General features: G+C 39.9%; 29 protein-coding genes and 3 pseudogenes. 16 read left to right on the plus strand and 16 right to left on the minus strand.

What is annotated here, in order from left to right:
* Positions 1 to 21: 21 nt before the first annotated feature.
* Positions 22 to 747, minus strand: coding sequence for a tRNA (N6-threonylcarbamoyladenosine(37)-N6)-methyltransferase TrmO (tsaA, locus tag F973_RS08895; protein WP_004761314.1), 726 nt, complete (start codon positions 745 to 747; stop codon positions 22 to 24).
* 100 nt (positions 748 to 847) lie between these two features.
* Between tsaA and F973_RS08900 the strand changes: the two genes are divergently transcribed.
* Positions 848 to 1,627 (plus strand): ferredoxin--NADP reductase, encoded by a 780-nt coding sequence (locus F973_RS08900; RefSeq protein WP_004679719.1) that lies wholly within the window; start codon positions 848 to 850, stop codon positions 1,625 to 1,627.
* 141 nt (positions 1,628 to 1,768) lie between these two features.
* Positions 1,769 to 1,888 (plus strand): annotated as a pseudogene (locus tag F973_RS14725) (transposase domain-containing protein); the annotation flags it as partial.
* Positions 1,889 to 2,118: 230 nt separating this feature from the next.
* Here the strand turns inward: F973_RS14725 and F973_RS08905 are convergent.
* The 4 genes and pseudogenes from F973_RS08905 to galE form a co-directional block, all read right to left on the minus strand.
* Positions 2,119 to 2,313: pseudogene (locus tag F973_RS08905) on the minus strand (transposase); the annotation flags it as partial.
* A gap of 90 nt (positions 2,314 to 2,403) precedes the next feature.
* Positions 2,404 to 2,895, minus strand: coding sequence for a hypothetical protein (locus tag F973_RS08910; RefSeq protein WP_004761315.1), 492 nt, complete (start codon positions 2,893 to 2,895; stop codon positions 2,404 to 2,406).
* Positions 2,896 to 3,029: 134 nt separating this feature from the next.
* Entirely contained in the window at positions 3,030 to 4,424 is a 1,395-nt protein-coding gene (gene fumC / locus F973_RS08915; protein WP_004761317.1) for a class II fumarate hydratase, read from the minus strand.
* Between the two features lie 206 nt (positions 4,425 to 4,630).
* A complete protein-coding gene (galE, locus tag F973_RS08920; protein WP_004761318.1) occupies positions 4,631 to 5,638 on the minus strand; it encodes a UDP-glucose 4-epimerase GalE in 1,008 nt (335 codons plus the stop codon).
* Between the two features lie 65 nt (positions 5,639 to 5,703).
* Between galE and tusD the strand changes: the two genes are divergently transcribed.
* The 4 genes from tusD to F973_RS08940 all read left to right on the plus strand — a co-directional run bounded on the left by tusD (position 5,704) and on the right by F973_RS08940 (position 7,145).
* Positions 5,704 to 6,072 carry a sulfurtransferase complex subunit TusD gene (gene tusD, locus F973_RS08925; protein WP_034431242.1) on the plus strand — a complete coding sequence of 123 codons (369 nt, stop codon included), beginning with the start codon at positions 5,704 to 5,706 and terminating at the stop codon, positions 6,070 to 6,072.
* Positions 6,073 to 6,116: 44 nt separating this feature from the next.
* Positions 6,117 to 6,467 carry a hypothetical protein gene (locus tag F973_RS08930; protein ID WP_004682370.1) on the plus strand — a complete coding sequence of 117 codons (351 nt, stop codon included), beginning with the start codon at positions 6,117 to 6,119 and terminating at the stop codon, positions 6,465 to 6,467.
* Between the two features lie 11 nt (positions 6,468 to 6,478).
* Entirely contained in the window at positions 6,479 to 6,763 is a 285-nt protein-coding gene (locus tag F973_RS08935; protein WP_004761321.1) for a hypothetical protein, read from the plus strand.
* A gap of 70 nt (positions 6,764 to 6,833) precedes the next feature.
* Entirely contained in the window at positions 6,834 to 7,145 is a 312-nt protein-coding gene (locus tag F973_RS08940) for a TusE/DsrC/DsvC family sulfur relay protein (protein ID WP_004679726.1), read from the plus strand.
* 18 nt (positions 7,146 to 7,163) lie between these two features.
* Here F973_RS08940 and F973_RS08945 read toward each other — a convergent pair whose 3' ends face one another.
* From F973_RS08945 to F973_RS14730, 5 genes and pseudogenes are all read right to left on the minus strand, one after another.
* A complete protein-coding gene (locus F973_RS08945) occupies positions 7,164 to 7,646 on the minus strand; it encodes a winged helix-turn-helix transcriptional regulator (protein WP_004761322.1) in 483 nt (160 codons plus the stop codon).
* Between the two features lie 114 nt (positions 7,647 to 7,760).
* Positions 7,761 to 7,964 (minus strand): annotated as a pseudogene (locus tag F973_RS08950) (hypothetical protein); the annotation flags it as partial.
* Positions 7,965 to 8,050: 86 nt separating this feature from the next.
* Positions 8,051 to 9,670: a nitrite reductase small subunit NirD gene (nirD, locus tag F973_RS08955; RefSeq protein WP_004761324.1), complete on the minus strand. Its 1,620-nt coding sequence runs from the start codon at positions 9,668 to 9,670 to the stop codon at positions 8,051 to 8,053.
* Between the two features lie 11 nt (positions 9,671 to 9,681).
* On the minus strand, positions 9,682 to 12,228 hold the full coding sequence (gene nirB, locus F973_RS08960) for a nitrite reductase large subunit NirB (protein ID WP_004761325.1): 2,547 nt from the start codon (positions 12,226 to 12,228) through the stop codon (positions 9,682 to 9,684).
* A gap of 104 nt (positions 12,229 to 12,332) precedes the next feature.
* On the minus strand, positions 12,333 to 12,530 hold the full coding sequence (locus F973_RS14730) for a hypothetical protein (protein WP_004761326.1): 198 nt from the start codon (positions 12,528 to 12,530) through the stop codon (positions 12,333 to 12,335).
* Between the two features lie 576 nt (positions 12,531 to 13,106).
* Here F973_RS14730 and F973_RS08970 point away from each other — a divergent pair.
* From F973_RS08970 to accC, 5 genes are all read left to right on the plus strand, one after another.
* Positions 13,107 to 13,709 carry an ANTAR domain-containing response regulator gene (locus F973_RS08970; RefSeq protein ID WP_004761327.1) on the plus strand — a complete coding sequence of 201 codons (603 nt, stop codon included), beginning with the start codon at positions 13,107 to 13,109 and terminating at the stop codon, positions 13,707 to 13,709.
* Positions 13,710 to 14,750, plus strand: coding sequence for an ABC transporter substrate-binding protein (locus F973_RS08975; RefSeq protein WP_004761328.1), 1,041 nt, complete (start codon positions 13,710 to 13,712; stop codon positions 14,748 to 14,750).
* A 679-nt stretch (positions 14,751 to 15,429) separates the two neighbouring features.
* On the plus strand, positions 15,430 to 15,879 hold the full coding sequence (gene aroQ / locus F973_RS08980) for a type II 3-dehydroquinate dehydratase (protein WP_004682383.1): 450 nt from the start codon (positions 15,430 to 15,432) through the stop codon (positions 15,877 to 15,879).
* Positions 15,880 to 15,904: 25 nt separating this feature from the next.
* Positions 15,905 to 16,324 carry an acetyl-CoA carboxylase biotin carboxyl carrier protein gene (accB, locus tag F973_RS08985; RefSeq protein ID WP_004679741.1) on the plus strand — a complete coding sequence of 140 codons (420 nt, stop codon included), beginning with the start codon at positions 15,905 to 15,907 and terminating at the stop codon, positions 16,322 to 16,324.
* Between the two features lie 17 nt (positions 16,325 to 16,341).
* Positions 16,342 to 17,706 carry an acetyl-CoA carboxylase biotin carboxylase subunit gene (gene accC, locus F973_RS08990; protein ID WP_010589275.1) on the plus strand — a complete coding sequence of 455 codons (1,365 nt, stop codon included), beginning with the start codon at positions 16,342 to 16,344 and terminating at the stop codon, positions 17,704 to 17,706.
* Positions 17,707 to 17,757: 51 nt separating this feature from the next.
* Here the strand turns inward: accC and F973_RS08995 are convergent, their stop codons facing one another.
* On the minus strand, positions 17,758 to 18,234 hold the full coding sequence (locus F973_RS08995; protein WP_004761329.1) for a hypothetical protein: 477 nt from the start codon (positions 18,232 to 18,234) through the stop codon (positions 17,758 to 17,760).
* Between the two features lie 207 nt (positions 18,235 to 18,441).
* Here F973_RS08995 and F973_RS09000 point away from each other — a divergent pair, with 207 nt between their 5' ends.
* Positions 18,442 to 19,932, plus strand: a complete 1,491-nt coding sequence (locus F973_RS09000; protein WP_004679745.1) for an amidase — start codon at positions 18,442 to 18,444, stop codon at positions 19,930 to 19,932.
* Here the strand turns inward: F973_RS09000 and F973_RS09005 are convergent.
* The 4 genes from F973_RS09005 to F973_RS09020 form a co-directional block, all read right to left on the minus strand.
* The gene (locus F973_RS09005; protein ID WP_171062330.1) at positions 19,923 to 21,104 is read right to left on the minus strand and encodes an MFS transporter; all 1,182 of its coding nucleotides are present in this window, start codon (positions 21,102 to 21,104) and stop codon (positions 19,923 to 19,925) included. The genes F973_RS09000 and F973_RS09005 overlap by 10 nt on opposite strands.
* A 373-nt stretch (positions 21,105 to 21,477) precedes the next feature.
* Positions 21,478 to 21,987: a hypothetical protein gene (locus tag F973_RS09010; protein ID WP_004761332.1), complete on the minus strand. Its 510-nt coding sequence runs from the start codon at positions 21,985 to 21,987 to the stop codon at positions 21,478 to 21,480.
* On the minus strand, positions 21,988 to 22,614 hold the full coding sequence (locus tag F973_RS09015) for a lysozyme (protein ID WP_004761333.1): 627 nt from the start codon (positions 22,612 to 22,614) through the stop codon (positions 21,988 to 21,990).
* Positions 22,611 to 22,991 carry an SLAC1 family transporter gene (locus F973_RS09020; RefSeq protein WP_004761334.1) on the minus strand — a complete coding sequence of 127 codons (381 nt, stop codon included), beginning with the start codon at positions 22,989 to 22,991 and terminating at the stop codon, positions 22,611 to 22,613. Before F973_RS09020 ends, F973_RS09015 begins: the two co-directional genes overlap by 4 nt.
* A gap of 141 nt (positions 22,992 to 23,132) precedes the next feature.
* On the opposite strand from F973_RS09020, the gene F973_RS14735 reads away from it, so the two are divergent.
* Positions 23,133 to 24,230, plus strand: coding sequence for a zinc ribbon domain-containing protein (locus F973_RS14735; RefSeq protein WP_004761335.1), 1,098 nt, complete (start codon positions 23,133 to 23,135; stop codon positions 24,228 to 24,230).
* Positions 24,231 to 24,283: 53 nt separating this feature from the next.
* Here the strand turns inward: F973_RS14735 and F973_RS09030 are convergent, their stop codons facing one another.
* The gene (locus F973_RS09030; RefSeq protein ID WP_004761336.1) at positions 24,284 to 24,598 is read right to left on the minus strand and encodes an Arc family DNA-binding protein; all 315 of its coding nucleotides are present in this window, start codon (positions 24,596 to 24,598) and stop codon (positions 24,284 to 24,286) included.
* Positions 24,599 to 24,711: 113 nt separating this feature from the next.
* On the opposite strand from F973_RS09030, the gene F973_RS15095 reads away from it, so the two are divergent.
* The 3 genes from F973_RS15095 to F973_RS09040 all read left to right on the plus strand — a co-directional run bounded on the left by F973_RS15095 (position 24,712) and on the right by F973_RS09040 (position 25,949).
* Positions 24,712 to 24,876, plus strand: a complete 165-nt coding sequence (locus tag F973_RS15095; RefSeq protein ID WP_004761337.1) for a ribbon-helix-helix domain-containing protein — start codon at positions 24,712 to 24,714, stop codon at positions 24,874 to 24,876.
* A gap of 78 nt (positions 24,877 to 24,954) precedes the next feature.
* A complete protein-coding gene (locus F973_RS09035; RefSeq protein ID WP_004761338.1) occupies positions 24,955 to 25,245 on the plus strand; it encodes a hypothetical protein in 291 nt (96 codons plus the stop codon).
* Complete coding sequence (locus F973_RS09040; RefSeq protein ID WP_004761339.1) at positions 25,242 to 25,949, plus strand: phage antirepressor KilAC domain-containing protein; 708 nt, start codon at positions 25,242 to 25,244, stop codon at positions 25,947 to 25,949. Before F973_RS09035 ends, F973_RS09040 begins: the two co-directional genes overlap by 4 nt.
* The last annotated feature ends 42 nt before the right edge of the window (positions 25,950 to 25,991 follow it).

Raw genomic sequence — 25,991 nt, forward strand, 5'->3', positions numbered from 1 at the left:
GATTTTATATTTTTAAGTTGCCTATTCCACAGCAATGACTGTGACATTGCTTGCATCGACTTTAAAACGAACATTCAAGTCTGCAAAACACATTCCATAAACTCGTTCAGCATCTTCCTGATAGGCAGGACGAGGGTCTAAAGATAACACCTGTTCCAGTTCATCGAATACCTTTTTATTTAAAATAGCCTGCTTTAGTAATTGCTGTTGTTGTGTTTGTGCAGTTTCTGTCCATATCACTGATTTACGTACAGGCTCATCCTGGGCATAACCACTACTTGCATCTGGCACTGCATCCGAATACTGGATATAGGGCTTAATATCCAGAATCGGTGTGCCATGTAGTAAATCACTACCCATTACATAAAGTCGCACACTTTTCCCTTGCTTTTCTACTCGTAAAAAATGCACCACAGACAAACCAATCGCAGACGGACGATACATACTTCGGGTAGCAAACACCCCCATTTTCTGGTTTCCACCCAAGCGTGGTGGACGTACCTGGGCGCGAAATCCAGCTATTTGGTTTGGTGCATTATCATTTTGTTTATTCTCATGAAACTGCCACAACAGCCATAAATGGCTAAACGCCTCAATTCCTTCAAATGCCAAAATATCGTTATAAGGTGCCACCATCTCGATATAAGACTCGACCTGCACCAGATTTGGCTGCCTCGGAATACCAAACTTTTCACGGTAGGGAGAATGCATGTAGCCGATAATCGGCACCTCAACTGAATTGCTCATCACTTTTTCTTATAAACACAATTAAATATATTCAGTTTATCGAGAATGAATTTAGATTAGAATAGCAACCTGTTTCTTTTAACTGTGATCGAGACCTTGAATGGCTGCTTTTAACGTTGAACGCATTACTCATGTTCACCACTGGAATGACACACTTTTTAGTTTTAAAACAACACGTGACACCAGTCTACGTTTCAAAAATGGTCAATTCGTCATGATCGGTCTTGAAGTGAATGGCAAGCCTTTAATGCGTGCTTATTCGATTGCAAGCGCGAATTATGAAGAAGAACTGGAGTTCTTCTCAATTAAGGTACAAGACGGTCCATTGACTTCCATTTTACAAAAAGTACAGGTTGGTGATGAAATCCTGATTTCTAAAAAACCAACAGGAACGCTCGTACACGACGATTTATTACCAGGTAAAAATTTATACCTTTTATCTTCTGGTACAGGCCTTGCTCCTTTCCTTTCCCTGCTTCGTGATCCTGAAACTTACGAAAAGTTTGAGAAAGTGATCATGGTTCATGGTACTCGCTATGTTTCAGAGCTTGCCTATCAGGATTTAATCCTGAATGAATTGCCAAACAATGAATTTTTTGAAGAGCTTGGCATCAAGGATAAATTGGTTTATTACCCAACCGTAACCCGCGAGCCATTCCATACACAAGGTCGTGTCACCACTGCCATTGAAACTGGTGAACTGTTTGAAAAAATCGGTTTACCACGTTTTAACCGTGAGACAGACCGTGCCATGCTCTGTGGTAGCCCAGCATTCCTGAAAGATGTGGCTGCCCTGCTTGATCAACATGGCCTGGTTGAATCACCACGTATGGGTGTTATGGGTGATTATGTGATTGAACGTGCTTTTGTAGAAAAATAACTTTTTCATGATGAACAAAAGAACCGAGGTAATACCTCGGTTTTTTATTTTAACTTTTATTTGAAATAGGCTTTGTTGCACAAAGATTTGAAAGGTAATCCCCCAAAAAAATAATTGAGTTTAAAAGTAGAAAATCGAATAAAGCTGAATAGACTGGATCCGTATGCCTATCTCAGTGATGTGCTGAAAAGGCTGCCGACCCATAAACTGACCCAAATAGAAGAATTGCTACCACACCGCTGGAAACCTGAACCGAATTAAAAAAATAGGCATGGGGTTCAGCGGGGGCTTACGCCTAAACATACAGCCACTAAAACCTTGTAATTGTTTGTAGAACAATAACCATGTGGTTCTATAAAGATGAGTCAATAAAAAAGCAGACCTAAGTCTGCTTACCCAACGTGAATTCGGTTTAAGCAGATTTCAATTCAATCGGTTTTAAAATCTGCTGAATCCCAGACTTATATCCATTTACAAGCACCAAAGCATATAATGTTAAAGCAGCAAATATGAATCTTAAAACCATAAAACCAATCGACAGAAGTTTTCCCCCGAGTTGCACTATCGGCAAATATATGATTAATCTTGCCACAAGTGAGCATGTATTGCTCAACCCGCTCTGAAATATCAGTGCAGAAATCATCAATTAGGCAGAAAAGTGTTGTAAGCTGTGTGTCGATAGGCATTTTGAGATCATTGTTTTTTGTCATGATTAAATTTTGACTTAAATGCCTATCCTTTTACAACGTCCTTATCCCGAATTCACGCTACCCATCTTATAACTTACATTGCAGAATTTGCTCTGAAAACAGACTTTTCCATTGTTCACGTAAAGTCGGCAAATAGAATTTTTCCCCAATCATGACCAATTCCGCATCAATCAAGGCATGAATTTCATGCATGAGTATATAATCCAAAGCAATAATTGAGAGTTCAGGATGTCTCTGGGAAATTTGCTTGCGTCTAACTTGAGCTTTTTTTACCAATTCATTGGCAAAGTTTTTATCTTTATAGGTGGTAATTGCACTTAAACGAAGCTCAATAATGCCCCAGCCCTCTAGTAATTTTTTAAAAACTTCAAAATCTTTGGCCGTTGCTTCCCATGTCACATTTTCCAGATTATTGTCTTCTGGCAAGACAGGTAACAAAAGGTCTGCCGTACTTGGAAAAATTTTCTTTAGATTCAACAAAAACTTGACAGGATTTTCATGAGACAGACCAGAATATTGAATATGAGTTTGAGTATCTGTCAAATAAATATTAAGCATAATAAAAGCAATGGTCTAGTCAATCAAACGGATATTGTACGCACTTGCAGGAGAGAAGTACACTTCGCAAGGGCAACCATCACACGCCTCTCAAAACAATAAGGGCGTATACCATACGCCCCTACTATCCATGATTATTTACTACTCGGTGCAATCATCTGTTCAGGACGAACCACTTCATCAAATTGTTCAGCAGTTACCAAGCCTAGTTCAACCGCAACCTGTTTTAAGGTTTTATTTTCCTTATAGGCTATTTTAGCGACTTTGGCAGCGTTTTCATAACCAATCACTGGATTTAGTGCAGTCACCAACATCAGTGAGTTATGCAGGAAATAATCAATTTTCTCACGGTTTGGTTCAATTCCTACCGCACAGTGGTCATTGAAACTATTACATGCATCACCAAGCAACTGGATTGATTGCAACAAGTTATAAGCAATCACTGGCATAAACACGTTGAGCTCAAAATTACCAGACGCACCAGCAATATTGATAGTCGTATCATTGCCCAAGACTTGAGCCACCACCATGGTCATGGCTTCACTTTGTGTTGGGTTTACTTTCCCAGGCATAATACTTGAGCCTGGTTCATTTTCAGGAATACGGATTTCCCCAAACCCACAACGTGGACCACTTGCCAACCAGCGAATGTCATTGGCAATTTTATTTAAACTAGCAGCCAAAGTTTTTAATGCACCAGAAGCGAATACTGCCGCATCACGCCCTGCCAAGGCTTCAAATTTATTAGGTGCCGTTACAAATGGTAGGCCTGTCAGCCCAGCTAATTGTTCTGCGGCTTTTACGGCATAGTCACGATGAGCATTGAGTCCTGTTCCCACCGCCGTTCCACCTAAAGGCAATTCATATAAACCCTCAAGCGCCTGATGTAGACGCTTTAAGCCATGGTCCAGTTGCGACACATAACCACTAAATTCTTGTCCTAGCGTTAATGGGGTCGCATCCTGTAAATGGGTACGTCCAATTTTGACAATATCATCAAACTCTTCGGATTTACGCTGTAAAGTTTGCTTAAGTTTCTCAACCGCAGGAATTAGTAATTCATTGATTTGCAGACTTGCGGCAACATGAATCGCGGTTGGGAAAGAATCATTGGTGGATTGCGCACGGTTGACATGATCGTTTGGATGGACAGGTTTTTGTGCGCCCAAAGCTTGCCCTAATTTCTGGTTAGCAATATTGGCAATCACTTCATTACAGTTCATGTTGCTTTGCGTACCAGAACCTGTCTGCCATACCACCAATGGAAACTGAGCATCCCATTGCCCAGCAATGACTTCTTCAGCAGCACCCACAATATATTGACTTAACTCTTCAGGCAGTTGTTTAAGTTCTGCATTGGTGATGGCAGCAGCTTTTTTTACAAGTCCCATTGCACGAATCATCGCACGGGGTAAACGCTCCTGACCTATTTTAAAGTTTTGTAAACTTCTTTGCGTTTGCGCGCCCCACAAGGCTTCATTTGGAACCTCAATTTCACCCATGGTATCGTGTTCAATTCGTATGTGCATAACAACCTCTGCTCTATCTTGGTAAGAATTTTCACGGGCTGAAGCAAATAGATGCCTTGGCTAGCTCATATTGAATGTTCATCAAGGATATTCAACAAACCGCCGTATTATCCCCAAATGGCTTAAAAATGTAAATAATAATCATTATCTAAAACATATTGCCAGCTTTAATGGACTGTATTCGTAATCATAAAGCGATAGCAGACTTAGTTACCTTTTAACGTATTTAGGTAAAAACGCCATTCATCTCCAATCATTTGTGTTAAGGATCGTTTCGGTGTCCATGCAAGCACCTTTTCTGCCTTATCAATGTTTGCCCCCAGTTGAGCCAATTCCTCATGTTGATAAACTGCGGGCTGAACCCGAATTTCGGATTGGGTTACTTTGGCAACTTCATCTAACAAACCTAGGATAGAGGTGGTTTTTGAGTGGGCGATATTAAATGCCTCCAAACAGCCAACCTGTGTTTCCAGCCACTTTAAGCCTGCCAGTACGGCATCACAAACATCCAGCACATGCAAGAAGCTTCGTTCAACCGTACCATCTTTAGTCTGTGCCTGATTTTGCAACTCAATGCAATCACGTTGCATTGCGGCCACCTGCAAGGCTAGAGGCACAATATTCTTCGGTAATTGAACGACATATTCACCCAATACCCCATGTTCAAAGGCACCGACAATATTGGATAACCGCAGGTTAATGATCTTCCATTCATGGTCAACCCTGTAGGTATCCGCAATAATATCCTCCACCATTTGCTGGGTACGAATATAGGGATTAGCATAGTGATAATTAAATTTAGTCTCCTCGGAAAGTTCCGAATCAGACTTTCCATAGACCGCCACGCTGGATAGGTTGATAAGCTGTCTCACTCCCATGCGTTGCATGGCACGTAATAAGCTCATGATACAACTGACATTATCATTATAATATTCAAGAGGTTTTAAAACCGATTCCTCCAGCGATTTAAAGCTTGCAGTATGAATCACCGCATCTATGGAATATTGTTCAAACACCTTATTTAAGGCAGGCGTGTTGCGTACATCAAGCTTTGCAAAAGGAATATACATGCCTGAAATATATTCCAGACGTTCCAGAGTCTGTAATGTGGAATTGGCCAGATTATCAACAATGACGATTTCGTGCCCACGAGCCAGCAAACTCAAAGCAATATGTGAACCGATAAAGCCTAAACCACCTGTCACCAAAATCATTGTATAATTACCTTCTTTTTAATATGTCCATCTTTATTTTTGCCTATGACCATAGTGAATGTTCCATGAGTACACTACTGTTAATTACCTCATCACCTACTTCAATGATGGCCTGGCATGCATTTGGTTTAGCACAGGCATTACAAAATAAGCATGAGGAATTTCGTGTCTTCTTTTACCAGGACGGTGTTCAGGTTGCCAACGATTTACAGTGGTTTCCTGATGATCAGCGCAACCTGAAACTGGAATGGCAAAAGCTTGGCGTTCGACTCCCTGTCTGTGTCAGTGCCGCGCTTGCTCGGGGAATCACGGATGCCAGCAATGCACAACGTCATTCACTTCAGCAGCACAACCTGGCCCAGGGTTTTGAGCTGGTTGGGCTTGGAGAACTTGCTGATGCCGTACAAAGCTGTTCTCGTCTAATTCAATTCTAGATCAAGTTCTTTATATAGCGTGTTGCTTTTAAAAGGTAAATTGTGTGAAAACTGTACTCGTCATCCTAACGCAGCCTAATTTAACCAGTTTGCAGGTCAATGAAAGCTTGTCTGCAACTATGGTTTTAGCAACCTTTGGTATTTCTGTCAAAGTATTATTAAAAGATGCCGCACTGAGTTTATTGAACAATCAACTAGCGTTCGATCAGTTCACGCATGCCTTTAAAATTGCCGCCAATATGGTGGAAAGTTTTGAGTTTTACGATTTAACCCCAATTTTGGTTGAAAGCAAAAATCAACAATTAGCTATCGTCAAAAATACAGATCAGGATATTGAATTTATTGATATTCATCCTGAATTTATTCAGTCATTTGATCATGTACTGTATTGGTAAGGGATTCGCTCATGAAAAATTCAACCTTGTTTCTCGTCCAATCTCCTTATAACAATGTCAATAAAATTTTAGATGAGTTAGCACACATGGCAAAAGCGGATGACCATATTGTGATGATGGGTGATTCAGTCTTACAAGTCACAGATGCCGTTGTGGATATTTACCAAAATATCTATTGCCTAAACAATGAACAGAGTTTATTGCAGGATGCTCTTAAACAGCATATACGCATTTTGGAATATGCTCAATTTGCAGATTTAGTATTACAGTTTCAGCGTTGTATTACGTTGAAATGAATATATCGTTAATTGAGTGATACCCATAAATTATTGGGCGTATACAATACGCCCCTACTTAGGCTATTTTATGCAGTTAGAGTTAGACCAAGACGGTCATTTAGTCGATTACACCATTTGGAATCCAGAAGTTGCACAGGAACTTGCTAAATCACTCGATTTAGAGCTGACAGATTGGCACTTTGATATTCTCAATGCTGTACGGCAGTTTTATCAGCAGTTTGGACATTCACCTGCAACACGTCCGTTGATCAAATTTCTCATGAAAACAGTAAGCCCTGAAATCAATAATGCTGAGCTACAGCAAAAGTTTAATACAGGTCTAGTGGCCCGACATTTAAGTCGCTTGGCTGGTGTTCCCAAACCTGCCAATTGTTTATAGATCATTGAAAATGATCTATCAGGCACTATTTTGCTTTTGTTGCATAAACGCAAAATAACCTGGGCCAGCAGCGACCTTTACCTCTTTTACATCAATGGGTTCATTACATTCTGAACAAACAACCTTAGAGCTAAATTTGTGTCCACAGGTTTTATGGGTAAATTCAATCGGTTTGCCCAAACCCATGTCCATCCATTTATCGGCCCATTGCACCATTGTCAGAATAATCGGATACAAGTCCAACCCTTTATCGGTAAGTTGATATTCAAAACGTTCCTGACGCTCCACATAGGGAACTTTGGTTAAAATTCCATATTCAACCAGACGTTTTAACCGTTCTGAAAGGACATGACGCGTAACTCCCAAACTACGCTGGAACTCATCAAAACGGCGTATACCCATAAATGCGTTGCGCAAAATCAGCATGGTCCAACGGTCACCCAATACTGAAAGCGTCCGCGCCACTGAACATGGCTGATCGCCAATCTCATCCCATTTCATTATTATCACCCATCATTTTTCAAACTTATAAGGTATGTAATCCACACCTTGAACCCTAACACTAAAAAGTGAATCAATATAAAATATACACTAATGTATCTTGGTCACCAGATACAAATTACTGCCTTTAATACAAAGGCGTCCAAAATTAGATGGATGTTCCAAATCACCAGCAACCTGAACCGTTGTTCCTTGTGCTTTATGATTTACCGTGACATCAACACCACATCCAACCCCACAATAGGGACATGTTGTTTTTGTAATGATTGTTTCTGCTTGATCGGAGCGACTGTGTTCTAAATTTTGAATACTGTTCATGACTGCCCCTTCACCTATTTCATCTATGCCTGAATTTCACGTTCTGTTTGGGTTTAGGCACCGAGGAACCTAAACCCCAAAGATGATTAACCTGCTTTCTTCATTGCAAAATCCTTACCAAATAACAATTTATTTCTAAATGTTGAAATTGGTGTTTGATCTGCAATCAGTTCCGCATACCACATGCCATCTTCAGTATCACCGAACAGTACCGCACCGATGACTTTATCTTTTTGAATAATGATACGCTTGTAAATTTGTCGTTTTTCATCATTCAGGATAATGTCTTCGTAATCTTCTTTCGGTTCAAAATTTCCAGCCGAGAATACATCAACACCACTCACTTTAAGCTGAGTTGGAACGGTTGGTGATTTGAAAGTTAAACTACCGTGTTCTGCCAAATGTGTTGCACAGATAAATGCTTGTCCCCACAATGGTTCGACAAGACCAAAAGTCTGATTACGATGCTCAATACATTCACCCACTGCATAAATACTTGGGTCAAATGTTTGCATCGTATCATTGACCAAAATACCACGATTACAACGTAAACCAGCACTTTGAGCCAAAGCAATATTCGGACGAATACCTACAGCAAATACGACAAGGTCGGCATCCAACACTGTGCCATCTTTCAGACGTACTTGGTTAACATGACCATCTTTACCAATCAATGCTTCAGTATTTGCCTCAGTGATAATATTAATCCCTTTTTCTTCAATACTTTGACGCAACATACGACTCGCACGACCATCAAGCTGACGCTCCATAATGCGATCCATCAAATGAAGAACAGTGACATTCATGCCACGTTGCTTGAGACCGTAAGCTGCTTCTAAGCCAAGCAAACCACCACCAATCACCACAGCATTTTTCTTCGTTTCGCAATATTTAATCATGGTATTGACATCATAAATATCACGGAAGCTGATCACACCTTTCAAATCCACGCCTTGTACAGGTGGGATAAATGGAGATGAACCTGTTGCAATGATCAAACGATCGTAATCGACACTTTCGCCTTTTTGCGTATGCACTACTTTACGAGTACGATCTATTTTTATAGCAGGATCGTCAGCAATAAATTTGATGCCCTTATCGCTGTACCATGCATGTGGATGCAACATAATGTCATCAATAGTTTTCTCACCTGAAAGCACTGGTGAAAGCATGATACGGTTATAGTTACCCCAAGGCTCTTCACCAATCACCGTCACATCATAACGATCAGGTGCCATGTCGAGTAAATCCTCTAGACAGCGCATTCCAGCCAAACCATTACCGATCAAAACGAGCTTCAGTTTTTCTTGAGAAACACCATTATTGGTAATATAAGTTTTTTGCGGAACAGTACCTACCCAAACTCGACCATTTTCGATTTTGGTTGGAAAAACAGAAAGCTTTTGATCTTTATCTTCTAGGCATCGACCTGTTGCTAAACTGAAGTGTTGTTTGTAAATCGGTGAGGCAATAACACGCTCACCTTGCAAATCACCAATAATACCGCGCGCCATGACATTTGCTTGGCTAAACGGATCTTTATTACTTAATGCGTAAATACGTTTTTCGTTCCCTACGCGGAATAAAGCAACGGATTGACCCGCAATAAGTGCACCTACACCTGTATTTGGCGTGATGTCATCAAGATGACACACATCAATCCATTGATTTTCTGGAAGCATATTCATGTCTTTTAGATTTGTCATTTTGATTCTCCTTATGCTTCTACCATCGGGATACGATCAACTGAACGTTCAGCTTCATTTAATGGACGAATCTGATCACGCACTTCAGTAAATTGAATATATGGATCAGCTTGCTCTTCAGCGCTTGCATTAATGTAAGTTTGGAAGCGTTTACGAATCTCGGGATTCTCTACCGCAGTACGCCATTCGTCTTGATAAGTTCCAATGACATGCGCCATGCGGTTTTCAAGTTCTTCTGCAAGACCAAGCGAATCATCGACAATTACAGCTTTGAGATAATCTAAACCACCTTCCATGTTGTCACGCCATACACTGGTACGTTGTAAACGATCAGCAGTTTGGATATAGAACATAAAGAAGCGGTCGATATAACGAATCAAAGTTTCAGTATCTAGATCAGAAGCTAAAAGCTCTGCATGGCGTGGTTTCATTCCACCATTACCACACACATACAAGTTCCAGCCTTTTTCTGTCGCAATGACACCAACATCTTTACCTTGTGCTTCAGCACACTCACGCGTACAACCCGACACAGCCATTTTTAGTTTGTGCGGTGAGCGTAAGCCTTTATAGCGGTTTTCTAATTCAATCGCTAAACCAACAGAATCATCTACGCCATAACGGCACCACGTGCTACCTACACATGATTTCACAGTACGCAATGATTTACCGTAAGCATGGCCTGACTCGAAACCTGCGGCATTCAACTCTTCCCAAATAAATGGTAGCTCGTGCAGTTGTGCACCAAATAAGTCAACACGTTGACCACCTGTAATTTTGGTATACAGGTTATATTTTTTAGCAATTTGACCTACAGCAATCAAACCATCTGGAGTAACTTCACCACCTGCCATTCGCGGTACAACTGAGTATGAACCATCCTTTTGGATATTTCCTAAGTAGTAGTCATTACTGTCTTGTAGACCTGCGTGCGTTGGTTCCAATACAAAGTCATTCCAGCACGATGCCAAAATGTTTGCTGTCATTGGTTTACAGATATCACAACCTAAACCATGACCATGTTGTTGAATCAAATCATCAAATGTTTTGATTTCATTGACACGCACCAAGTGATAGATCTCTTGACGTGAGTATGGGAAGTGTTCGCATACATGGTTATTAACCGTTACACCTTGACGTTGTAACTCAGACTTTAGAACTTGAGTAACTAATGGCGCACAACCACCACATGCTGTTGCTGCTTTAGTACATTTCTTTAAAGCACCTAAAGAGGTCGAACCATCACAAATCGCTTGGCAAATATCTGCTTTCGACACGTTGTTACATGAACAAATCGTTGCACTGTCTGGAAGTAAATCCACACCGCTACCGCCCGCTTTCGCACCAGAATCAGCAAATCCTGGCATGATTAAGCTTTCAGGTGTTTCTGGCAATGCGATACCATTCAACATCATTTGTAAAAGATCGTTATATTCTTTTGCATCACCAACAAGTACTGCGCCCAGTAATTTGGTTTTATCTGCATCTACGACGATTTTCTTATAAACCAATGCATCTTCATCAGCATAGAAATAGCTAAGCGAATTCGGTGTCATGCCATGAGCATCACCAACCGATGCTACATCTACACCCATCAATTTCAACTTAGTACTCATATCAGCACCAGCGAAACAATGTGTTTCTTCAGCTAAGATATGCTTGGCTGCAATACGCGCCATATCATAGCCTGGTGCAACGAGACCATAGATTTTATTGTCCCAAAGCGCACATTCACCAATTGCGTAAATATTTTCATCAGAGGTTTGGCAGTAATCATTGATCTTGATACCACCACGCTCACCAAGCGCTAAACCACTTGAACGTGCTAACTCATCACGTGGACGAATCCCCGCAGAGAACAAAATCACATCCGTTTCAAGCTCACTACCATCAGCAAATTTCATTACATGCTTAGCATTATTGCCAGCTTCGATACATTGTGTCGCTTTTTGCGTGTGAACTTTTACACCTAAGTTTTCGATTTTACGGCGTAATACTTTACCGCCTAAATCATCGATCTGAACCGCCATCAAACGTGGTGCAAACTCAACTACATGTGTTTCAAGATTTAAATCACGTAAAGCTTTAGCCGCTTCCAAACCGAGTAAACCACCACCGATCACCACACCTGATGTCGCGTTTAGGCTTGCAGCACGGATCGCGTCTAAATCTTCGATGGTACGATATACAAAGCAATTTTCACGATCATTACCTGCAATTGGCGGAACGAAAGCATATGAACCAGTTGCTAAAACTAATTTATCGTAGTGAAGCACATCACCCAAACTCGTAGTGACCGTTTGCGCAGCGGTATCAATGGCAATGGCTTTGGTGTTTAGTCTTAAATCGATACCATGAGCATCGGCAAAATCGAAACGAGCAAGTGATAAATCTTTCGCTGATTTACCTGAAAAATATTCAGTCAAATGTACACGGTCGTATGCAATACGTGGCTCTTCGGCAAGAATCGTAATTTCCAGTTTATCATCAGCTTTCTCCAGAATGGCTTCGATGAATTTGTGCCCCACCATACCGTGACCAATCATCACTAATTTCATTGTGTCTCTCCTCAATTCTTCTCTATTTATTCAGCTAGCGGTTGCTTGCGTTCCTGTTGTTGCTGATATATCTGGTATAAGGATTTGCAAAACCAAGGCAGAATTTATCCACACGCCATTGCTTGCATTTGCATGGCATGTAATTCGGATAAAGAACTGGAAATGTTTTGCGAAATTGAATAATGTGCAGTTGGCACCAGAACAGATAAAAAAGCGAGCCGCCCTGTTGAGCGAGCTCGCGACGCTGGAACTAAAATTTTAAGTAGGCTTACGATTACTTTATTTGTAGATAAAAAAGACATTGCCATCTCCCATACTGAACGTATACTGCTTTGCTGACACAATTCACTTGTGTAAACAAACCGATCAGATCGGACATCGTTGGCCGTCTTACAATTTTAAAAAGTCATCTTCGACTTACAGAATAATTAGCAAATGCTGTGCCAACTTACACAACACATTTACATAATTACTATTAACCTTTGTTTTTTATAAACTTTATAGATATAAAATAAATATCGGTAGATAGACCAATGGATTCTCATACCGTCTTAGCAGGCACTGACCTGTTTTAAAGCACAATTCACCCTGCTTTAAAATAACTCTTTTTATGCACTAAAAACGAACACAAACTTATTTTCCATAGCTAAATGCAGATTTTCATTTCTTGAATAGAGAGGTAACGATACAATAAAGCGCATAAACCATATAAGTTAGAGAGCAATTGCACCGAATAAGACAATTAAAAACATACTTTATGGCATTAATTTTGCTTAAAAATTATAGGATCTTTCATATTTCGCAGTTGAAATGCCCATAAGATCTACTCCTAGCACGACCTAAAATGTGCAACTATCTACTGTTGACCCTGTACACTTATGCCGAAACTTAAAATTGCACTCATTGACGATGATCAGGCTCGGGCTGAGTACATCAAAAAGTGTTTGATTGAACACGACTTCGATGTGATTGCCTGTTTTACACTTGATCACCTGAATATTTTTAAACTCGAACATCTACAGGCAGATGTGATTCTGCTGGATATGGACCATCCCCACCGTGATGTGATTGAGAGTTGTGTCAGTAATTTTGACCTGCCCACTGTCCTGTTTACCAAAAATACTGATAAAGACACTATTAAACAGGCCATTGATGCAGGCATTACCGCCTATATTGTAGATGGTATTGATCCTAGCCGCCTGCATACCATTCTGGATATTTCAATTGAACAATATAAAAAGCACAAAAAACTGGAATGTGACCTTAAGGATGCCAAAACCAAACTTGCTGACCGCAAGGATATCGAAAAGGCCAAAGTATTGCTGATGCAGTTGCATGGCTTAACGGAAGATACCGCCTTTCAATTACTGCGCAAAAACGCCATGAGCCATCGCATGACTATTGGAGAAATGGCACGCCGTTTACTCGATGCACAACAACTTTTAAGTAATCAATTAAATAGCCAGCTAAAGGATGAATAGATGAGTCATTTAGTCGAATTAAAGAAAGTGGAAAAAACTAAACTGCAACTTGGCTATATTCCTTTGCTGGATTGTATTGCACTGCTTTGGGCAAAACATCGTGGTTTTTTTGATGATGCTGGACTGGATGTCACACTAGTGAAAGAAGCATCCTGGGCAAGTTTACGTGACCGTCTTGCCTTTGGACTTTTGGATGCAGCGCATTGTTTATCAGCCATGCTACCAGCCGCAGCCGCAGGTGCTGATCAAACTGGTATCGCCTTACAAACCCCTTTAGTACTGAGCGAAAACCGTGCATTTATTAGTTTAAGCCAAAAACTCTGTTATGAGCTTGATATTCAACAACATAATTCCGCAGAGACATCTGCAAAAAAACTGCTCAGTTATATCAAACAGAATCATACGGTTGCCTTAGCCCATGTGTTTAAATATTCCATTCATCATTATTGTTTAAGGGAATGGCTGGCACTGGCCGATCCAGAACTGGCCCAGTCAATTTCAATGAAAACACTCCCCCCACCGTATATGGTTGAAGCCTTGAGCAATCATCTGATTGATGGTTTCTGCGTGGGAGAACCGTGGAATACACAAGCTGAGCTGCAAGGACTAAGCCATATTGTCTGTTCAAGCCAGAATATTATTCCAAATGTGGCAGATAAGGTTTTAGCTGTGACTCAGGAATGGGCACAACAACATCCAAATACTTTAGTTGTATTAACAGCTACCATTCTAAAAGCACAGCAGGAACTTCGGGAACTAGATGATTTTGCACCTATATGGCAATTACTGATTGAGTTTGATGTGATTCAGTTCAACTGCTCTACAGAAGTGCATGTCGAAAAATACTACACCATTCAAAATATTGTTCGGAATTTTGTCCAAGAGAATGCTGAACCCAAGCTCAGTGACTTTGAATGGCTGTTTCAACAAATGCAGAAATGGAATGGTTCTGATCAGGACGTGATGTTTGTTAATCATCAGGCTCAAAACTGTTTGTTGCTTGATATACATCACATCGCATTACAGACCATCAAACAATAGGCAAAAAAAGCTGTCTTTAAAATTAAAGACAGCATTGAAAGACCCATAAGAGATTACGCCAATCAAAAGTAATCTCTTAAGTACTCACCATCTTAATTAACAAAGGTTATCTTTTTCGGACATTTTTATGTCATTAGCAGCCATCCCGAAATGAAAAAATCATCATTTTTGCCAACTCTAAATTTTTTAAAGCTATACAACGAACAATCACTTTTTTTAAAACCTTTTGTGCCTGTTCCAAACCTAATACAGATGCTATCCATATAAATTAATCCAAAACAATATATTTCAACTAAAATAAATAAAAACAATAAATTAAGATAAAAATTAATCCTTATTGAATCAAAATCGTACATGCTGGTTGAAATTTATGATGAGTTTGCATGTAGTTTAAAAATCATCATTTGGCGATTTTGACCATTGAGTTACACAAATCCCATGAACGAAAAGTGGCAATTCAGTTTAAAATAATGAAAAAGCACAACACCCTAAAATTTGTCATATTTTAACATTGCCAATTCCTTGCAAAGTTTTCATTATATGCAGCATGCTTGGTATGCAACTTTCTTCATAGATTAAAATAAATTATAAAAAAATTGCAGAATTTTGTGCCATAATAAGCAAACTTTGCAGACATCTTGCAAAACATATTTGCAGTTTTAGAATTGGAGCAGGCTGAATGAGCTCAACCATTTTGGTGATTCATGGACCGAATTTAAACTTGCTAGGAAAGCGCGAACCAGAAGTCTATGGTTATCTCACCCTAGAGGATATTAACCAGCAACTCACTGCTCAGGCTAAAAATTCGTCATTGACACTGGATACCTTTCAAAGTAACTGGGAAGGCGCAATTGTGGATCGCATCCATCAGGCACAAAATGAAAATATAAAATTTATCATTATCAACCCTGCCGCCCTTACCCACACTTCTGTGGCCTTACGTGATGCCCTACTTGGTGTTGCCATCCCATTTATTGAGGTGCATTTGTCAAATGTTCACGCCCGTGAAGCATTTCGTCATCACTCATACCTGTCAGATAAAGCTATTGGCGTGATCTGTGGATTAGGTGCCAGGGGTTATTCCTTTGCACTCGATTATGCCATCGAAAAAATTCAATCTTCTAACTAATTTACACATTTAGGAATGCTCAGTCATGGATATCCGTAAAATCAAGAAACTCATCGACCTGATGATTGAATCTGACTTACAAGCGATAGAAGTTAAGGAAGGCGACCAATCCATTTCACTGACTCGTCCAACGCCTGTATACACAGCGGCTCCTGTTGCAGCACCAATCACTTCAGCGCCAGCAGCGCCAGCTGCAAAAACACCACGTGGTGCGGTTGAGACCTCTCCGATGGTTGGCGTTTTCTATTCAGCACCAAGTCCAGGTGAACCCCCATTTGTCAATGTAGGCCAAACAGTTTCTGCGGGTGAAACTCTGGGTATTATTGAAGCCATGAAAATCATGAATCCAATTGAGGCAACTCAAAGTGGTGTAATTGAAGAGATTTTGGTTAAGAATGGTGAAGTGATTCAATTCGGTCAAGCGCTTTTCCGCTACCGTGCCTAATGAGTCTGGGGATTCCTATGTTGCAAAAAGTACTCATTGCAAACCGTGGTGAAATTGCTTTACGAATTACGCGGGCTTGTAAAACTCTTGGCATTAAAACCGTTGGAATTTATTCCGATGCCGACAAGGATTTAATGCATCTACGCTTTGTTGATGAAGCGGTCTGCATTGGCCCAGGTGCAAGCAGTGAAAGCTACTTGAATATTCCTGCCATTATTACCGCCGCAGAGATTACAGGCGCGGATGCCATTCATCCTGGTTATGGCTTCCTGTCGGAAAATGCCGAGTTTGCTGAAATTGTTGAAAACTCTGGCTTCATTTTCATTGGCCCACGTCCTGAACATATCCGCCTGATGGGTAACAAGGTTTCAGCAATCATGGCAATGAAGAAATCTGGGGTGCCAACTGTGCCAGGTTCTGCCCATGCGGTAACACCCAACAACGCACTTGCAGAAGCCAAACAAATTGGCTTTCCATTGATTGTCAAGGCTGCGGCTGGCGGTGGTGGTCGTGGTATGCGTATTGTCGAGCGTGTCGATACCTTGCTTGAATCTGTGCAGGCTGCCCAGCGTGATGCAGAAATGTGGTTCGGCGATGATACCGTCTACATGGAACGTTTCCTGCAAAAACCCCGTCATGTTGAGGTTCAGATCCTTGGCGATGGCAATGGCCATGCAATCCATTTGTATGACCGTGATTGTTCGCTACAGCGCCGTCATCAAAAGGTTCTGGAAGAGGCACCTGCGCCAAATCTGCCAGAACAGGCACGTGCAGATATTCTGGAAGCCTGTGTCAATGCCTGTAAATTGATGCAGTATCGCGGTGCTGGTACTTTCGAGTTTTTATTTGAAGAAGGCGAATTTTTCTTCATTGAAATGAATACACGGGTACAGGTTGAACATCCTGTCACTGAAATGGTCACAGGTGTGGACATTATTGAACAGCAGCTTCGTATTGCTGCGGGTTTAGGTCTAAACCTTGAACAGGATGAAATTGAGGTTAAAGGTCATGCCATTGAATGTCGTATCAATGCAGAAGACCCAACCACGTTCTTGCCATCCCCTGGAAAAATTGAAACTTTCTATGCACCAGGTGGCGCAGGTATCCGTCTAGACTCTCATATTTATCAAGGTTATAGCATTCCGCCTTACTATGATTCCATGATTGCCAAACTGATTGCACATGGCAAAGATCGCGAAACATCGTTGGCCCGTATGCGTCAGGCGCTGGATGAAATGATTTTGACAGGAATCAAAACCAATATTCCACTGCATAAAGACCTGATTTTGCAGGATGCCAATTTCTGTGAACAGGCAATGGATATCCATTATCTTGAGAAGCATTTATTAAAACAGTTGGCACAACAGGCCGAAACTGCTTAAACAAAAAACCTCTTATAAAATTATAAGAGGTTTTTTATTGATCTTGATTCTTTATGGTAAAATACGGCGTAAGGTTGCAAAGCACTTTTCGCCTTTTTCATTGGCACAAAAATCAATGGTATTGTCATTCGTCCATTTCACAAAATATTGTGAAACCTCACCTGTTTGATCCTGTTGCTGACCAGAACAGTCCATCTGATTATTGTCATACTTAATCTGTAAGATCAGTGCAGGCAAACGTTCCTTGTGATCTTCAGAGGGCTGGTAATCATACAGGCCATAAGACCATTCCTGACCACTTTTTATCACCACATCACTCATGCCACGGAAGTTATAATATTCGATACATTTCTTGTTATTGGTAATTTCCATTCCCCATAAACCCATAATTTCTGGGCGGCTGGTGACACGAATTGCATTTGCTTTTGCAATTTGCTGGGGTGTCACTGTTTTCGCATTCACAACCGTATCTGCCATAGTCCATGTTGAGCAAGCCCATAACAATCCAATAATATAAATATTTTTCATAGATTTAATTAAGTCGTAATCTAAACGTTGCAGTGGCTTAACTTAGCATATTTTTAAAGAAAATCCCGCAATCATAACAGCATATAAACACAATATTTTTAATATGCAATTTATTTGATTGTTGTGCATTTTTTTCAGGTATTCTTATCCAGAATCACAGTTAAAATTTTCCATTTTATTAACGGTTTAGCTTTAGGGATAAAAGCCATGAAATTTTCTGAATACATTCAATATGACGGACTCGGTTTGGCCAAATTGGTCAAGGACAAGGAAGTTCACCCATCTGAACTGTTACAGGTGGCATTGGAACATACCCACAAAGCCAATCCAAAACTGAATGCCATCATTATCCCGATGTATGAACAGGCTAAACAGCGTGCCCAGCAACCCCTTACGGGCACATTTGCAGGTGTTCCCTTTTTGGTCAAGGACCTGTTTCAGGAATATCAAGGTGTACCCACATCCTATGGCAGCAATGCACTGAAAAGAATCAATTACACACCTGACTTTAATGCAGAAATTGTCAATCGCTGGGAAAAAGCAGGAATTGTGACTTTTGGCCGTACCAATACACCTGAGTTTGGCATCAAGGGCATTACTGAGCCTGATGCCTGGGGTGCATGTCATAACCCGTGGAACTTAAAGCATAATAGTGGTGGCTCTTCGGGTGGATCTGCCTCAGCAGTGGCTGGCGGTCTGGTTCCTGTTGCTGGAGCGGGTGATGGCGGCGGCTCAATCCGTATCCCTGCCTCCTATTGTGGACTGTTTGGACTTAAACCGAGTCGAGGACGTACACCGTGGGGACCACAGTTTAGTGAAGCCATGCATGGTGCGGCCATGCAACATGTACTCTGTAAAACCGTTCGGGACAGTGCCGCCATGCTGGATGCGGTTCAAGGTCCAGAACAAGCCTCACTTTTTATCATTCAATCCCCAACCCAGAAATATCTGGACGTTATCCAGCAAATGCCGAAAAAATTAACAATCGCATTTAATACCCAGTCACCGATTGGCACCAAAGTTTCCAAAGATGCGATTCAAGCGGTTCAGCAAACAGCCAAGCTTCTAGAGTCACTTGGACATATCGTGGTTGAAGACCGTCCGCAAATAAATGGCCTCGAACTGGCTAAAGACTTTATCACCACATGGTTTAGCCAGTTTTCCTACATGCAGGCACAAATTAAACACATGTCAGGTGCGACCGATGAGGATTTTGAGCTTGACTCCAATGCCCTGGCAGCCTTTGGCGCGAAAACCACAGCAACAGATTATATTCACACCCTGGAGAATTGGGGAATGTATAGTACCCAAATGAATATCTTCTTTGAAAAATATGATCTTTACCTAACCCCAACCACCGCATCAGTTGCACCCAAAAATGGTGAAGTTGCAATGCCTAGCTGGCAAAAGCCTATCCTAAAAGGCTTCTTAAAAGTTGGAAAAGCCCATTATCTTGCACAAGGTAAACTGGTCGAAAAAATGGTGCAAGAGAACTTAAGCTGGGTGCCTTTTACCCAATTGGCGAATGTCACAGGCTTACCAGCCATGTCTGTGCCTTTATACTGGAATAAAAATGGCTTGCCTTTAGGCAGTCAGTTTATTGCACCATTTGGGCGTGAAGATCGTTTACTTCAACTCGCTGCACAGCTTGAGCAGGCACAACCGTGGATGCCACAATATAAAAATATTCAGCTTTGATTTAACTTAGACGCTGTCGTTTCAATTTGATTCGGCAGCCAGACCACCAAAATCAAGCCTAGAAGAACGACCACACTGGCACATAAGAAAATGGTGGCACCTGATAGAATTTGCCAGTAATGCCCTGCCAATAAACTTCCCGATGCCACACCAAGCCCCCACATGGTACTGTAAAGTGCCTGCCCACGACCTTGCTGTTCAGCAGAGAAATTCTGGAATATGACTTTCATTGCAATCAGGTGAAAAAGCCCAAAACTAAATGCATGCAGGCATTGTGCTAAAAGCTGCCCAATAAAATGCGTATTTAACATACCCACTAACAACCAGCGTAAACTGGTCAGGATCAAACAGGCAGCAACCAATGTTCTCCAGGAAAAGCGGATAAAAAAGACTTTCTGCGCCACTGCAAACATCACAATCTCAGCAATCACCCCTGTCGCCCATAAAGTTCCAATCTGCATGGTACTAAAACCGATTTCTTTCAGGAAATTGCTATAGAAGCTATAAAAAGGTGCCTGTGAAAACAGTAAAATAAACTCAATACCAAAAAAGGCAGCCACCATTGGTTTTTTTAAAATTGGTAATAAAGGTTCCAGCCTCTTTTGCGAGCTTGGCGCATGTTCAGGCTCTTTAATACTAAATGACCATAAAAAGGCCAAAAATGAGACTGATAACAATAGAATAGGTAACATTGAAATTGGAATGATTTCCAATAACGCGCCTACGGCAAATACCCCAACAATAAAGCCGACTGAACCCCATTTCCGAACCTTGCCATATAACTCAGCCCGCTTTTCACCCAGCCAGAATAAAGTCACCCCCTCAAACTGTGCCAGAATCGCATTCTGAAAAAAGCTGAAAACCAGCATCAATAAGGCAATCGATTGAAAGCTATTCGGAATAATAAAAATTGCAAACCAGATACAGGCTTCCATCCATGTTGCGATTCGTACCAGTAGCATCCGCTTGCCTGATTTATCTGCAATCCAGCCCCAGATCAACGGCGCGAAAAAACGGGTAATAATTGCAATCGAAGATAAAATTCCAATTTGCTTATAATTAAAACCCTGATCTTGCAGATAAAGGTTCCAATAAGGCATAAACGTTCCCACTATGGAATAGTAGAACAGGTAGAAACCTGACAGTTTTGCTGTGATTGTTAATGGTTGCATGCGGTTGCTTTATCTTGCATTATCAATGTGTTGATTTAAAATTAAGTTGCATATAGTTGCCTACGGATGTTTTGTATTGCAGTTTACGAGTCTACAAATCAGTCTACAAACAGAATAAATATTTTTTTCACAAATTTTTGTAGACTTGGTAGATAGCATCATACATTTATTACTTTAAGTGTCATCCTGATTTTATTTGACATCCTCCCCGTCCTTTAGGTCGGAGAGGATATCAACGAACCTTACAGTGGTTTACCATTCAAGCGCAAGTCGTTTTGGCTTTCAGATGCAGATATTAAAGTCATTGAAAACTTTAAACAGAGCAATAATCTGAAAACAAATGACGAAGCATTGCAACAAATATTAAAAACCCTCAATTGAGGGTTTTATCTTGTTCTGGCCAACTTTCATTTAATCGCCTGACATCAATGACGTGTCCATCAGCTTTTTCTGCCAAGCTTCGATATTCTGTTGTGCAACTTTCGAGTAATTCTGAGTTGGCAATGGTGTAGTTAATAATGGTTTGCTTGGGAGCACTGGACAAACGTTTGTTGGCTTCACTGAGTTGCTTTGACAACCTACTAGCAGCCAAGTCAGCACTACGAGCGGCAGCATTCGCATCTTGTATTTTTTTAATCGCATTTTGTTCTACCTCTATAATTTTAGCTGACCATGTTTGCATAATGGCGGCTTTTTCCTCTTGCGCCTGATCAATTGCATCTTGATAAGGCTTAATAGCATCAGCTACTGCTTTAGTTTTAACTTTTTCAGCATTTGCCAATTTTCCAGCAAGAGAATTGGCATAAAAAACATATCCAAAGATAAATATCATCAAGCCTAAAATGATGTATTTGTAAAATTTACCTAACACGGCATCAATCATTTAAGCCACCTTTAGAAATAATGATTTTTCTCGTGCTCGACGATTGACTAAGCCTTGGATACGCTTTCCATTATCAAACACCCAACGATCAAATTGACTTGCAGCTGAGGTCAAACTGTTTTGATTAATAAGAGTAAGCATTGTGCTTTTTACAAATGCTGTTTCGCCTATGTTGTAGACAAAAGAAGCCAATGCATCAAATTGGTTTTGATTAAGATTGACTTTGACATTTTTATCAAGACAAGCATCAACCCATACACAATCGTTTTTAAGCCATTGTTCAGCTTCATTTCTCGTGCAAGTATCGCCTTTTTTAACTGATGTGCCATTTGGGTATTTAATGGTACCAAAGCCAATAGTCCAAACACCTCCTGTATCTAAATAAGCTGTTGAACGAAAACCCTCAGCATCTCTAATAATTGCATAACCATTCTCAGAAATATCTCGCTGTCCATTTACTAAAGGTGTAGGTATTTCAAAGCCAATAAGTTTTGCAAAAACATTTAAGCCATTTTTCTCAATAATCTGATCACCAGCCATAACCTGAGATTGACTTAATTTTCCGCCAGACATAGCACGAAGCCATGAATATGCCTGAGCTACTTGTTGTGATTGATTTACACTCATTGTTTATCACCTTTACCATTACTAAGTATTGAAATAAAGGCAGCTTTGACCTCACTAATAACCTCAGATAAAGGCTTACCCTGCATCAGTGCAATGGACTGATAAAGAATGCCTATCCCTAATAATCCAAAAACTGCAAACATAAGCATCACAAAGCCTTGAGCCATGTGAGAATATTTTGATAATTCGTAATATTCAATAAATGCTGAACCGCCATAAAGGCTGACTGAAACGCTGAATAAAAACTTGCCTATAACACCCAAAGAAACTTGAATTTTTCCGTTTTTATCAATGTCACCACTTAATACCAGGGCAAGAATAGCCCCCACTACGGCAGGCACAACTTTGATGATCCATGGAATTGTGTTTTCTTGCATAACTTGCCCCGAAATAAAACTCTACTTTATTTCGTAGAGTTTTATTTAAAGGCGGTTATTTAGCGAACCTTACAGGGGGTTGATACTGCTTTAAAATTAAACTATCGTGATTTCATATAATTATTAATTTTTGGTGGGGATATGTTTTGCAGTCAATGCGGGCAAGCAAATAGTAATGACGCGAAATTTTGTAGTAATTGTGGCAATAAATTAGAGATTCAAAATATTCAAGCTTCACATGCACCACCGCAACTAGAAAAAACTGACTCTCCACGACCAATAAAAAAACGCGTTGAACTCTGGAATCCTAATGCTGCTGCTAATTGGAGCTTATTGTTTACGCCAATTTTCGGTTCATATTTGCAGATGAAGAACTGGCAAGCTCTTGGAAAGCTAGAAGATGCAAATACTGCTAAAAACTGGATAATTTTTACCATTATTTTTATTTTGTTTATAAATTTCGCTACACCTTTTATTTGGGATGATATTGAAAAAGTAACGACCATTTCAAGAGGTTTAGGCTTTTGGTATATCATTATTTGGTATTTTGCCTATGCAAGAAAACAACCAAAATATGTAAAAGAAAATTTAAATGATAAATATCAAAAGAAATCTTGGCTTACCCCTTTATCTAGTGCAACGGTTATTTTATTTATATCATTTACCGTTTTAATGGTTGTTAGTTCTTCAATTATTCAATCACTACCAAATCAACAAATATCAGAACAAAAAAATGATGTTGATTGGGATAATGGAATAATTACCCCTCCATCTTCTTCATTAACTTGTGGAGAAAACTCAGGCTCATCACCCAAAGGGCTGGAGTTTTATGGACCTATAAGCTACAAACTATCTGACAACAATCCAGTAAAAACCCAAGTAACATGGGGAGTTAAATACGCAGATTCAAATTTGCAAAATGACTCATATTCAGGTTCATTGCGTATTCGTTTGTATGCTGTGTCTGAATCTTATTCAGGATCTAGTTTGAATGGCTACGTTATAGGAGAGTATTTTCCTAACTTCAATGGCGATGGCTCAGCTTCTACGAATCAACTTAAAGTTAATTATAATGTAGAGAATATTGTTTCTAAAGATGAAAAAAATCTAAAAATACCATCAGGAAAGTACTGTACAGTAATCACGCTTGAGGAGTTTGATGAACAATCCTGCTCAAGTACTGACCGTTTTTGTATCCAATCGTGGATGCAATTTAAAGATCCTGCAACTTTTTTTTAAACAAATACTTATATATAAATTACAACGAAAAAGCCGACTTAATGTCGGCTTTTTTAATTCAATTGATTAATTAATTCTAACATTTTGCTTTTCGATGGATCGTCATCAGGTAGCTTTTCAGCTAGTTTGAGTACAAGAAGATTAGAGATTTCTAATTGTTTTTTAATCATATCATTTTTTTCTTCAACAGCCTGCATATATTCAGAAACTAATGCTGAAGGAATATTGTTTTCGAAGCTCTTTTCTAAACGAGCAACCATTTCAGCACTTTGAGAACGATTATTCTGCTCTGCTGATTCTTCAATTTGTTTTTTTAACTCTGGTGGAACTCGCAATCTAACAATGGTGTGATCGGCTTGATTACTCATTTTTACCTCATGCCACAAAAAGTGGCAAATATTTTCATTTACGTATTTACAATACCACAATATGTGGCTATAGTTATTAAACGCCACACATTGTGGCATTAAAGAGGGTAATTATGAAACAAAATCGCCAAAAGCCTATTGATGTTCGTGTGCGAGTATCAGTTGATCTACATGAGTTACTAAAGGCTTATTCTGAAAAAGAAGAACGTTCAATGAATTACTTGGTTAACAAGGCTATTGAATTTTATTTAAAACAGCATGAGAGTGCGAAAGCATGAAATCAACAGGCACAAAAAAACCTTGTTCAACTACCACATCGCACAAGGTTCAGTTGCCATCACAAAGGATGAATACCTATGAACAATATAACCCAATTCACCCAAGACAAGCAAGTTCAGGTCAGTGAACAGCAATTACGGAGTTTGCTTGAATTTGTGCGTATCGCAAATAATCGTTTTGATGAAATTTCAGCGTTAACAACTGTAATTGCTGAAAAGTCAGAACTATCACCAACAATCAAAACTTTGGCACATTTAGCTTCATCAATAGCAAATAACTTTCGAGATATTTGTGTTGAAGAATTTGATAACTTCAAAGAATACTCACCTGACTTGGTAAAGTTTTTTGCAGAGGAGTTGGCAGCATGAATGCAATTGTTCCTGTACAAATTCAAATGATGACAAGTTTGGAAATTGCTGAACTTGTTGAAAAACGCCATGACAATGTTAAGCGTACTATCGAAACGCTTGTAAAGCAGGCTATTATTACTTCTCCTCAAATTGAGGAAAAGCCTACAGCAGGTCGTCCAAGTACATTTTATGTATTCACAGGTGAACAAGGTAAGCGTGATTCTATTATTGTAGTTGCTCAATTATGCCCAGAATTTACAGCACGCTTGGTAGATCGTTGGCAAGAACTTGAAGCTCAAGTTGCTCAACCAGTATTTGATATTTCAAATCCTTATCACCTACTGCAAGCAATTGAAACTCAGGCAAAACAAAATATCGAACTCACCCAAAAAGTTGAAAAACTTGAACCTAAAGCTCAAGCACTCGATACCATTGCTGAAACAGTACATACCTACTGTATCCGTGAATGTGCCAAAACAATTGGAATAAAAGAAAAGGATCTCATTAATCTTTTACTTCAAAAAAAATGGTGTTATCGAGATGCTGAAAAGAAATTACAACCACATGCACAGTATGTGTTGAATGGTGTTTTTACCAATAAAGCATCACCAGTAATCAAAAATCAAAATGATGGTCAAGAGCGTGTATTTTTACACATGCGAGTGACAGCATTTGGCTTGACTAGGATTACAGGTTTAGTAAATAAGGAAAAACTCAAATAAAATCCAATAAAGAAGCCACCATAAGGTGGCTTTTCTATCACT

The organism is Acinetobacter sp. CIP 102129, assembly GCF_000368305.1.
GTDB classification, from domain to species: domain Bacteria; phylum Pseudomonadota; class Gammaproteobacteria; order Pseudomonadales; family Moraxellaceae; genus Acinetobacter; species Acinetobacter parvus.

Coding starts and splice junctions, on each gene's coding strand:
- F973_RS08995 (WP_004761329.1), bottom strand. CDS start 18,234: ATGAAAAATATTTATATTATTGGATTGTTATGGGCTTGCTCAACATGG.
- F973_RS09030 (WP_004761336.1), bottom strand. CDS start 24,598: ATGAGTAATCAAGCCGATCACACCATTGTTAGATTGCGAGTTCCACCA.
- F973_RS08935 (WP_004761321.1), top strand. CDS start 6,479: ATGAAAAATTCAACCTTGTTTCTCGTCCAATCTCCTTATAACAATGTC.
- nirD (WP_004761324.1), bottom strand. CDS start 9,670: ATGACAAATCTAAAAGACATGAATATGCTTCCAGAAAATCAATGGATT.
- F973_RS09035 (WP_004761338.1), top strand. CDS start 24,955: ATGAACAATATAACCCAATTCACCCAAGACAAGCAAGTTCAGGTCAGT.
- nirB (WP_004761325.1), bottom strand. CDS start 12,228: ATGAAATTAGTGATGATTGGTCACGGTATGGTGGGGCACAAATTCATC.
- F973_RS08940 (WP_004679726.1), top strand. CDS start 6,834: ATGCAGTTAGAGTTAGACCAAGACGGTCATTTAGTCGATTACACCATT.
- accB (WP_004679741.1), top strand. CDS start 15,905: ATGGATATCCGTAAAATCAAGAAACTCATCGACCTGATGATTGAATCT.
- tsaA (WP_004761314.1), bottom strand. CDS start 747: ATGAGCAATTCAGTTGAGGTGCCGATTATCGGCTACATGCATTCTCCC.
- F973_RS08900 (WP_004679719.1), top strand. CDS start 848: ATGGCTGCTTTTAACGTTGAACGCATTACTCATGTTCACCACTGGAAT.
- fumC (WP_004761317.1), bottom strand. CDS start 4,424: ATGCACATACGAATTGAACACGATACCATGGGTGAAATTGAGGTTCCA.
- F973_RS15095 (WP_004761337.1), top strand. CDS start 24,712: ATGAAACAAAATCGCCAAAAGCCTATTGATGTTCGTGTGCGAGTATCA.
- F973_RS09020 (WP_004761334.1), bottom strand. CDS start 22,991: ATGCAAGAAAACACAATTCCATGGATCATCAAAGTTGTGCCTGCCGTA.
- F973_RS09015 (WP_004761333.1), bottom strand. CDS start 22,614: ATGAGTGTAAATCAATCACAACAAGTAGCTCAGGCATATTCATGGCTT.
- aroQ (WP_004682383.1), top strand. CDS start 15,430: ATGAGCTCAACCATTTTGGTGATTCATGGACCGAATTTAAACTTGCTA.
- F973_RS08945 (WP_004761322.1), bottom strand. CDS start 7,646: ATGAAATGGGATGAGATTGGCGATCAGCCATGTTCAGTGGCGCGGACG.
- F973_RS08910 (WP_004761315.1), bottom strand. CDS start 2,895: ATGCTTAATATTTATTTGACAGATACTCAAACTCATATTCAATATTCT.
- F973_RS09005 (WP_171062330.1), bottom strand. CDS start 21,104: ATGCAACCATTAACAATCACAGCAAAACTGTCAGGTTTCTACCTGTTC.
- accC (WP_010589275.1), top strand. CDS start 16,342: ATGTTGCAAAAAGTACTCATTGCAAACCGTGGTGAAATTGCTTTACGA.
- F973_RS08975 (WP_004761328.1), top strand. CDS start 13,710: ATGAGTCATTTAGTCGAATTAAAGAAAGTGGAAAAAACTAAACTGCAA.
- tusD (WP_034431242.1), top strand. CDS start 5,704: ATGAGTACACTACTGTTAATTACCTCATCACCTACTTCAATGATGGCC.
- F973_RS09000 (WP_004679745.1), top strand. CDS start 18,442: ATGAAATTTTCTGAATACATTCAATATGACGGACTCGGTTTGGCCAAA.
- galE (WP_004761318.1), bottom strand. CDS start 5,638: ATGATTTTGGTGACAGGTGGTTTAGGCTTTATCGGTTCACATATTGCT.
- F973_RS14730 (WP_004761326.1), bottom strand. CDS start 12,530: ATGTCTTTTTTATCTACAAATAAAGTAATCGTAAGCCTACTTAAAATT.
- F973_RS09040 (WP_004761339.1), top strand. CDS start 25,242: ATGAATGCAATTGTTCCTGTACAAATTCAAATGATGACAAGTTTGGAA.
- F973_RS09010 (WP_004761332.1), bottom strand. CDS start 21,987: ATGATTGATGCCGTGTTAGGTAAATTTTACAAATACATCATTTTAGGC.
- F973_RS08970 (WP_004761327.1), top strand. CDS start 13,107: ATGCCGAAACTTAAAATTGCACTCATTGACGATGATCAGGCTCGGGCT.
- F973_RS14735 (WP_004761335.1), top strand. CDS start 23,133: ATGTTTTGCAGTCAATGCGGGCAAGCAAATAGTAATGACGCGAAATTT.